This is a genomic window from Candidatus Binatia bacterium (genome assembly GCA_035631035.1).
Taxonomy (GTDB): domain Bacteria; phylum Eisenbacteria; class RBG-16-71-46; order SZUA-252; family SZUA-252; genus DASQJL01.
Genome location: DASQJL010000133.1, coordinates 1 through 7,636 on the forward strand (window position 1 = coordinate 1; position 7,636 = coordinate 7,636).

11 protein-coding genes are annotated in these 7,636 nt (G+C 69.5%); 2 read left to right on the plus strand and 9 right to left on the minus strand.

The features are described from left to right. The 7 genes from VE326_14840 to VE326_14870 all read right to left on the minus strand — a co-directional run. Positions 1-218 (minus strand): YjbQ family protein (locus VE326_14840; GenBank protein ID HYJ34477.1); only part of this gene is annotated, 218 nt, incomplete at its 3' end. 3 nt (positions 219-221) lie between these two features. After that, positions 222-497 carry a hypothetical protein gene (locus tag VE326_14845; protein HYJ34478.1) on the minus strand — a complete coding sequence of 92 codons (276 nt, stop codon included), beginning with the start codon at positions 495-497 and terminating at the stop codon, positions 222-224. Positions 498-560: 63 nt separating this feature from the next. After that, entirely contained in the window at positions 561-1,133 is a 573-nt protein-coding gene (locus VE326_14850) for a hypothetical protein (protein HYJ34479.1), read from the minus strand. 10 nt (positions 1,134-1,143) lie between these two features. Further along, the gene (locus tag VE326_14855) at positions 1,144-2,028 is read right to left on the minus strand and encodes a DUF4097 family beta strand repeat-containing protein (GenBank protein ID HYJ34480.1); all 885 of its coding nucleotides are present in this window, start codon (positions 2,026-2,028) and stop codon (positions 1,144-1,146) included. Between the two features lie 110 nt (positions 2,029-2,138). Beyond that, positions 2,139-3,221: a redox-regulated ATPase YchF gene (gene ychF, locus VE326_14860; GenBank protein ID HYJ34481.1), complete on the minus strand. Its 1,083-nt coding sequence runs from the start codon at positions 3,219-3,221 to the stop codon at positions 2,139-2,141. A gap of 42 nt (positions 3,222-3,263) precedes the next feature. Then, positions 3,264-3,941 carry a thioredoxin domain-containing protein gene (locus VE326_14865; GenBank protein ID HYJ34482.1) on the minus strand — a complete coding sequence of 226 codons (678 nt, stop codon included), beginning with the start codon at positions 3,939-3,941 and terminating at the stop codon, positions 3,264-3,266. A gap of 15 nt (positions 3,942-3,956) precedes the next feature. Further along, positions 3,957-4,151: a hypothetical protein gene (locus VE326_14870; GenBank protein ID HYJ34483.1), complete on the minus strand. Its 195-nt coding sequence runs from the start codon at positions 4,149-4,151 to the stop codon at positions 3,957-3,959. A gap of 113 nt (positions 4,152-4,264) precedes the next feature. Here VE326_14870 and VE326_14875 point away from each other — a divergent pair, with 113 nt between their 5' ends. Both VE326_14875 and VE326_14880 read left to right on the plus strand, forming a co-directional pair. Then, the gene (locus VE326_14875) at positions 4,265-4,648 is read left to right on the plus strand and encodes a hypothetical protein (GenBank protein HYJ34484.1); all 384 of its coding nucleotides are present in this window, start codon (positions 4,265-4,267) and stop codon (positions 4,646-4,648) included. Continuing rightward, a complete protein-coding gene (locus VE326_14880) occupies positions 4,645-5,379 on the plus strand; it encodes a PIG-L family deacetylase (protein ID HYJ34485.1) in 735 nt (244 codons plus the stop codon). The genes VE326_14875 and VE326_14880 overlap by 4 nt, the downstream gene beginning before the upstream one ends. Positions 5,380-5,421: 42 nt before the next feature. On the opposite strand, the gene VE326_14885 is transcribed toward VE326_14880, so the two are convergent. Both VE326_14885 and VE326_14890 read right to left on the minus strand, forming a co-directional pair. Next, positions 5,422-7,170, minus strand: a complete 1,749-nt coding sequence (locus VE326_14885) for a DUF255 domain-containing protein (protein HYJ34486.1) — start codon at positions 7,168-7,170, stop codon at positions 5,422-5,424. Then, positions 7,074-7,636 (minus strand): YkgJ family cysteine cluster protein (locus VE326_14890; GenBank protein ID HYJ34487.1); only part of this gene is annotated, 563 nt, incomplete at its 5' end. The genes VE326_14885 and VE326_14890, both read right to left, overlap by 97 nt.

The window sequence follows — 7,636 nt, forward strand, 5'->3', positions numbered from 1 at the left end:
GGCACCAGCCGCTCCAGCACGCGCCCGACGTCGTCCATCACGTCGGGGTCGTACCCTTCGTTCACGCAGACGCCGGCCGTGGTGTGCGGAACGCTCACGATCAGGAGGCCGCTCTGCCCCTCGAGCAGCGATGCCGCTTCCGCCCTGATCCGCTCGGCGAGGGGCACGAACTGCGTCCGCTCCCGCGTCTCGACACGTAGCCTCCGGCCGGCGGCCATGCGCTACGGACCTCCGGCGGCGCCGCGGGCCGCGTCGGTCGGCGGCGGGATCTCGGTGAAGGGCACGTCCACGACGTCGCTGCGGTCGAGCGGGGGCATGCTGCCCGGTGCGCGGGCGCGGCGCGACCCGGGCCGGCGCGAGCCGCCCACGTGGCCCGGGAGCGGTCCCGGATCATCGCCGGGCGCGCCGAAGGTCCCGCCGCGGGAGCGCTGCCCGAAGAGACGGCCCAGGAAGAAGAGCAGGAGCGTGAGCCAGAGGCGGAGGATCAAGCGAAGCATGAATGCGACTCCCTACCGGGCCGGCGCGCAGGAGTTCACGGCGCACGGCCCTCGGGCCGAAGTCTATCGTCCGGCTGGGACGCGGACCAGCGGCAGCGCCCGCTCGGTCAGCTCGGCGAGCGGGAGCCGGTTCAGGTCGGGCAGCGCCTGGAAGATCCGGATGCGGCGCTCGACCAGCTGGTCCTCGCGCTTGGCGGCGAAGAAGGTCCCCTTGTTCGTGAGCACGTCGCGCTCGAAGAAGGTCGGGAGCGGATAGTGTCGGCGCTCCTGCGCGGGGATGTGGTTCTCGAGCAGGTAGCGGCGCTCCTTCACCTCTTCGGGAGGCATCGCCTCGTCGGCCGGGAGCGGCGTCAGCACCTGGTAGTCGCGGAGCGCCAGGAACTCGGTCCAGACGTCCAGGCTGGCCACGCCGCCGTTGGGCGTCGTGAAGAAGGTGAAGAAGGGGCTGATCTCCCGCGAGAGGCCCGTGTCCTCGCCCAGGATCAGGGCGAGCCGGGTCAGGCGGGAGAGCCCGCAGATCCCGCGCACCTCGGGAACGGCCCGGGTGTCGGAGAACCAGTAGAGCAGCGCGAGAAAGTCCGCCCGGCTGAGCGGACCGCGCGCCGAGATATCGGCCTGCGGGATTCCGGTGCTCACGTACCCTCCTCTAGCTCGATGCGCGCGCCCGCGGCGGACCCACGTCGATGTTTCCGTTCGTGGTCTGCAGCTCGATCCGGACGCCGCCTCCCCCGATCGTACCCTGAATGCTCTTCGAGGTGATGGAGCCTTGTGTCGCTAGCTTGTAATTGATGTTGACGCGGCCATTTGTAGTCCTGGCCTCAAGGTTCGCATGAACCTCGCGCGGCAGCGCCAGCTCGATGTTCCCGTTCGTCGTCCCCATCTGCATTGCGCCGCGCGGCGGCAGCGCCGACATCTCCACGGCGATGCTCCCGTTGGTGGTCGCCGCGTCGGCCGCGCCCTCGATGCGGGCCAGCCGGACCTCGCCGTTGGTGGTGCGCGCGCTCAGCGACCCGCGCACCGAGCTCGCCTCCACGTCTCCGTTGGTCGTCGCGATATCCACCTTCCCCTGCACCGCCCGCACGCGGATCGCGCCGTTCGTGGTGCTCAGGTCGAGCGAAGTCTCGCGCGGGACTTGCAAGTAATAGTGGATGTTCGCCGAGCGCACCCCGTGGCCGATCAGGTCCCAGAACCCGACCACTTTCTGCTTCCTCGGGTAGATGCTCTCGATGTGGATCTCACCCGGATGCACCGCGACGTCGGCCTTGAGATCGCGGAGCAATTCGGCCGCCTGCCGGTCGTCCGCGGCGCGCACCTCGCGCGTGATCTGCACCCGGACGTCAGGGCGGTCCCACGCTTCGACGACGATCCGGCCGTTGGTGCTCTCGATGACGATGTCGCCGCCGGCCGGGAACGGGAACACCTTCTCGCTCACATTGCGCAGGTGCGCGGCGCCCGCGGGCGACGCGATCGAAAGCGCCGCCACGGCGCAGGCCGCGATCCCCGCAGCCGCGAACCTCATTCTCGGTCTCATGGCCACCCTCCTGAACCGGTCCGAACGCTGGAACTCCGCATTCTCTTTACGGATCGGCCCTCCGGAAGGTTCCGCTCTCACGCGCCGAAGCGCACTTCACGAAGCCACGTTCAGACGCTGAAGCGGATATTCACCACGTCGCCGTCACGGACTCTATAGTCTCGCCCCTCGGTCCGCAAGAGGCCCTGCTCCCGTGCTTTAGGCATCCCGCCCGACTTCGCCAGGTCGTCGTAGGCGATCACTTCGGCCCGGATGAATCCGCGCTCCAGGTCGCTGTGGATGGCGCCCGCCGCCTCGGGGGCCAGGGAGCCGTCCCGCACCGTCCAGGCCCGGACCTCGTCCGGGCCCACGGTGAAGAAGGAGATGAGGCCGAGCGTGGCGTAGGAGAGGCGGATCATCCGCGTCAGTCCCGGCTCCTGGATGCCCAGCACCGACATGAACTCCCGGGCGTCCTCGTCGGAGAGCTGGACCAGCTCCGCCTCGGTCTTGGCGGAGAGGGCGATCACGGGCGTCGCCTCGGCGCCGAAGCGCGCGGCGACCGGTGCGACCAGCGCGGCTTCCCCATTCTTCAGGCTCGCATCGTCCGCGTTCACGACGACGATCCAGGGGCGCATGCTCAGAAGCTGGAAGCCGCGGAGCGCGCGCTCCCCCGCCTTGGAGAGCCCGGCCATGCGCGCGGGGCGCTCGCTCTCGAGCGCCGCGCGCACCGCTTTCAGCGCGTCGTATTCGTTCGGATCCTCGGGCTTCTTCCCCACCTTGACCGCCTTCTCGATCCGCTCCAGCCGGCGCTCCACGAGCGCCAGGTCCTCGAGGATCAGCTCGCTCAGGAGCCAGCCCGCGTCGCGCGCGGGATCCACGCTTCCCTGGAAGTGGGGGACGGCCGGATCGTCGAAGGCTCGGAGGACCAGCACGAAGGCATCCACGTCGCGCAGGGCCGCGAGCGCCGCCAGCGCCCCGCGCTCGGCGCGCCCCGTCTCGAGCGGAGGCGCGTCCACGTAGTCCACCTTGGCCGGGGTGAACTTCTTCGGCTGGTACATCTCACGAAGGTGCTCGAGGCGGGCATCCGGCACGCGGACCGAGCCCAGGTGCACCGTCTCGCCGCGCGCGGACCCGGCCTGGGCCTGCCCGCGCGTGAGCGCGGCAAAGAGCGTGGTCTTCCCGCTCTGGGGCGGACCCAGGATTCCGAGCTTCATGGGTTCAGGATGGGGGTGGCGTCCCGGCGGGGATCGGCCGGGTCAGGCGCCTTCGCCGTGCTGGATCTTGACGCTCAGCGTGTCGGCCTGCTCCTTGGCCCACGCCGCGTCCTCGTCCGTCGGGAAGCGCTTCGCGTAGTCGAGGTAGATCGTCCGGGCCTGGGCCAGCTTCATGTCGCGGCGCAGCGCGCCGGCCTTCTCCAAGATCGCGGACTTGTACATGTCGGAGTGCGGATAGCGGTCGATGATCATCTGCGCGTACTTCGCGTCCTGCGCGTAGTCCTTCTCCTTGCGGCTCATGCGCGCGAGCGTGTAGAGGGCGTCGTCGACCAGCTCCGACTTGTTCTGCGGGTCCATCGTCAGAAGCTTCAAATAGCGCCGGCGGGCCTCGTCGTTCAGCCCGTGATAGAAGTAGCGCTCCGCCAGCCGGCCCATGTAGCCCGGGTCCTTGCCGCTGTCCGGCTCCATGGCCGCGTACGACGCGAGCGTGTTGCGTCCGGCCAGGTAGTCCTCCACCTGGTCCATGAAGGGGCGCGGCTGGTAATACCCGACCACGCGATCGATCTCGGACCCGTCCTTCTTCAGGACCATGATCGTCGGATAGCTCTTCACGCGATAGTGAGCCGCGGTGACGGTGTCCTTCTCCGCGTTCAGCTTCACCATCGTGAAGCGCTTCGAGTATTGGATGAACCGGGGATCAGTGTAGGTAGACTCTTCCAGAGCCTTACACCACTGTCACCAGTCGGTATAGAAGTCCAGGAGAATGGGCCGCCCGGTCTTGCCGGCATCGGCGAGCGCCGCGTCGTAGGACGTGAACCACGCGATCGACTGCGGCGCCGCCGTCTCGTGCTTCTGCTGGGCGCACCCGATCGCGAGCGTCAACGCGAACGCTCCCGCCATTCCCCAGCCCTTCAGGGCGCTGGTCTTCATGAGCCTCCTTCGCGTTCGGCCCCTCCATCGGAGCCGAAGGTGAGTTCCGATCATCGGTTCCGCCTGCCCGGGTTGTCAAGGTATCATCGGGTATCACCCTGGAGGAGGCGGGCATGAGCGCGTGTCATTTCTGCGGGACGTCCCTCGATCCCAAGATGCGGATCGTCAAGGACACGGTCTGCCCCAGCTGCGGGCGGGACCTCCATGCCTGCGTCCAATGCCGCCACTACGACCGCCACGCGCACAACCAGTGCCGCGAGCCCCAGGCCGAGTGGGTCACCGACCGGGAGCGGCGCAACTTCTGCGACTATTACGCCCTGAATCCGGCGGGCGGCAAGGGCGCGGGCGTGCCCGATCGCGAGAAGGCGGCCCGCTCCAAGCTGGACAGCTTCTTTGCTCCCGGACCGCCCAAGCCCACGGCCGGCGAAGCACGCTCCAAGCTCGATTCCCTCTTCAAGCCCGCCCCTGGCAAGGACCCGGAGCCCGACGACGAATGAAGAAGATCGACGTTCTCGTGTTCGGCCCCCATCCCGATGACGCGGAGATCGGAGCCGGTGGCCTCCTCTTGAAGATGAAGGCGCTCGGCCACACCACCGGAATCATCGACATGACCCGCGGCGAGATGGGCTGGGGAACGCCCGAGGAGCGCGGGGCGGAATGCGACGAGGCCTGCCAGATCTTGAAATTGGACGTGCGCGAGAACCTGGACCTGGGCGACCACCGCATCGAGGACACCTTCGAAAACCGCTGCACCGTCGCCGCGGTGATCCGGAAGCACCGCCCCGATCTCATCTTCGCCCCGCACTACGCGATCCCCCCCGGGCGCGGGCTGGGCCACAACGACCACTTCAAGACGGGGATCCTGGTATCCCAGGCGTACAACCTCGCCCATCTCCGGAAGGCTCCGCTTCCGGGCGAGCCGCACCAGGCGAAAGCGCTCTTCTACTACTTCCTCCCGCCGGGCGTGCGCCCCACGTTCGTCGTGGACGTCACCCCCTACTTCGACGAGTGGATGCGCGCGCTCTCGGTGCACAAGACGCAGTTCTTCAACCCGGACCGCCCGAAGCCCAAGACCGAGATGATGTCGGTCGTCGATCGGATCGAGACGGTCGCTAAGGGCAACGCGTGGCTGATCGGCGGGAAGTACGCGCAGACGTTCTACTCGGACGCTCCGCTCAAGATCGGCGATCCCATGCACCTGGTGCAGGAGATCGACCCGAGGCCCTGAGCGCTTCGGGGAACCGGGCCCCGAGGAACCGGGCCCCGAGGGCTAGGGCGAGGACGTCTTCGGCAGGAGGGCGAGCCCCAGCTCCGCCTGTCCCGGATCCAGCACCACCACGTCGCCCGAGCGCAGCTGCGTGAGCGCGCGCTCCGCCGAGCGGCGGTCCTCCGGCCGGTGCTTCAGCTCCCAGAGCCGGTAGAAGAGCCATCCCGCGTCGATGTTCCCCTGCTCGGGCTTCTCGCCCGCCGCCAAACGGCCGATCGCGTCCGGATCGCGCGGCGCATAGCGGAAGCCTCCCGTGACCCGATCCTCCAGCCGGGTCCGGATCCAGACCGCGAGCGACTCCGCGCGCGCCAGGTGGCGCGGCTCCTTCGTCGCGGCGTACGCCTCGAGGTACGCAAGCCCCGCCGCGGCCTGATCGCCCAGCCTCCCCGGAAGCGCGGTGCGGCCGTTCCGCCACTCGTGATACAGCGAGCCGTCGCGAGCCCGCTGCGCGGTCCAGAGCCGGTCGAGGGCTTTCACCGCGCGCGCCACGGCCGCGCCCTTCCAGATGCCCGCGGCGGCGCCGTGCAGCACCGCCGCCGCCATGCGCGCGTTCTGCTCGGCGTAGAGCGAGGAGTCCACGGCGGGAATGCCCTGCTTACGGCGGAGCGCATCGGGAAGGCCGTAGTAGACGTCGCCTCCGAGCAGCCGGCCGTCGGCGATCACGACGTCGGCCGCCTGGCTTCCGTACCACCCGCCCGGGCGCGGGGCCCAGAGCCAGGTCGCCGCGTAGGTCTCGGTGCGTCGCGCGGCATCGCGATAGCGCGCGCCGCCTCCCCGTTCCACCGCGGCCACGAGCGCGGCGAGCGCGCGCGCGTTCACGTCGAGCAGCTTCTCGGTCCGCGGCTTCTTCCAGTCCTCCTCGGCCGCGACGCGGAAGAATCCGCCCCACGTGGAGTCCTCGAGATGGAGCGAGGCGTCGAGCACCCGCAGGCCCAGCGACCGGAGCGCGCGATCGCTGCGAGCGGCCGAGGCCGAAAGAAGAAAGCGCACGGCCTCGAACTGCGGCTGCTTCGGCACTCCCTCGATCCCGCCATGGGTTCGGTCCTCGGCCTCGCGCAGCGCGGCCAGGTTCCGGTCCACCCAGTCCTCCAGGGTCATGTCGGGCGGCGCGAGCGCCTCGCTCTTCCAGGTGCGCTCGATGCGGCGGGCCGACTCGCCGGCGCGGAAGTCGATCTCGCTCCGGTTCTGCCGATAGAGATCGCGCACCTTTTCCAGCATCTGCCGCACCGGTTGCGGCGCGACGACCGATTGCGCGATCAGCACCTGGCCGTCGTGGCTCAGCACGGCCGTGGTCGGCCATCCTCCGGCGAGATAGCGGTCGGCGATGTCGGGCCTGCGATCGGCGTCCACCCGGACGGGAATGAAGCTCTCGCGCACGACGCGCACCACCGACGTGTCGGTCCAGGTCTCGAAATCCATCTGTCGCCCCGAGCGCGACCAGGAGGCGGCGATGTGCAGGAGGACGAGCTTCCTGGCGCTTCGCGCTTCCTCGAAGGCGGCGCGGCTCCAGGGGCGCCAGGCGATCGCGGCCGAGGCGGGTGCGGCTGTCGCGGAGCGGGTCGGCGCTGGAGCGGCCGTCGGGGAGCGGATCGGCGCTGGAGCGGCCGCGGCGGAACGGACCGGGGCCGCGAGGAAGAGGGCGAGGACGGCGAGGATCAGGAGGTGGATGTCGCCTTGGCTGCTTTCGCTGTCCTGGCGGCGGCCTTGGCCCGCCGCCGGGCCTTCGAGCGCGCGTCGCGCTCGACCAGGTATCGCTCCAGGTCCTTCTCGTCGCGCAGGAGGATCTTCTCGGCGGGATCGGGACAGTACCGCTCGCAGTCGGCCGGATCGTAGACGCGGCAGACCTCCGGGCGATGGACGTAGTGGCTGCACCGGCCGTCCTTCAGCCAGTCGCAGGGCGTGTCGAACTGCACCATCCATGAGCCTTCCCAATCGCACAGGACGGAGACGTTCCGGTGGAGGAGGTACCATCGAATGTTGTCGAAATCCCGCCGCGAGCGCGGCCGGTCGATGGGAATGGTAACGTAACGGCAGCAATGATCGCACCCCTCGCACGGATTCCCTTCCGGGAGCTGGAAGCAGCCGTTGGCCAGGAGCGGCAGGTTCAGCGCCGGCCGCGGCGGCCGCATCGGTCCGCGACCCGGGCGCGGGTCTCCGTCGGCGTCCGGGGGGACCGGCGCGTGCGGCTTTGCGCTATGTTCGTCGTCTCGTCCGCTCA

Bases quoted from the DNA above. Each gene is read 5' to 3' on its own strand.
- ychF (HYJ34481.1), bottom strand. From the start codon at position 3,221: ATGAAGCTCGGAATCCTGGGTCCGCCCCAGAGCGGGAAGACCACGCTC.
- VE326_14870 (HYJ34483.1), bottom strand. From the start codon at position 4,151: ATGAAGACCAGCGCCCTGAAGGGCTGGGGAATGGCGGGAGCGTTCGCG.
- VE326_14880 (HYJ34485.1), top strand. From the start codon at position 4,645: ATGAAGAAGATCGACGTTCTCGTGTTCGGCCCCCATCCCGATGACGCG.
- VE326_14855 (HYJ34480.1), bottom strand. From the start codon at position 2,028: ATGAGACCGAGAATGAGGTTCGCGGCTGCGGGGATCGCGGCCTGCGCC.
- VE326_14875 (HYJ34484.1), top strand. From the start codon at position 4,265: ATGAGCGCGTGTCATTTCTGCGGGACGTCCCTCGATCCCAAGATGCGG.
- VE326_14845 (HYJ34478.1), bottom strand. From the start codon at position 497: ATGCTTCGCTTGATCCTCCGCCTCTGGCTCACGCTCCTGCTCTTCTTC.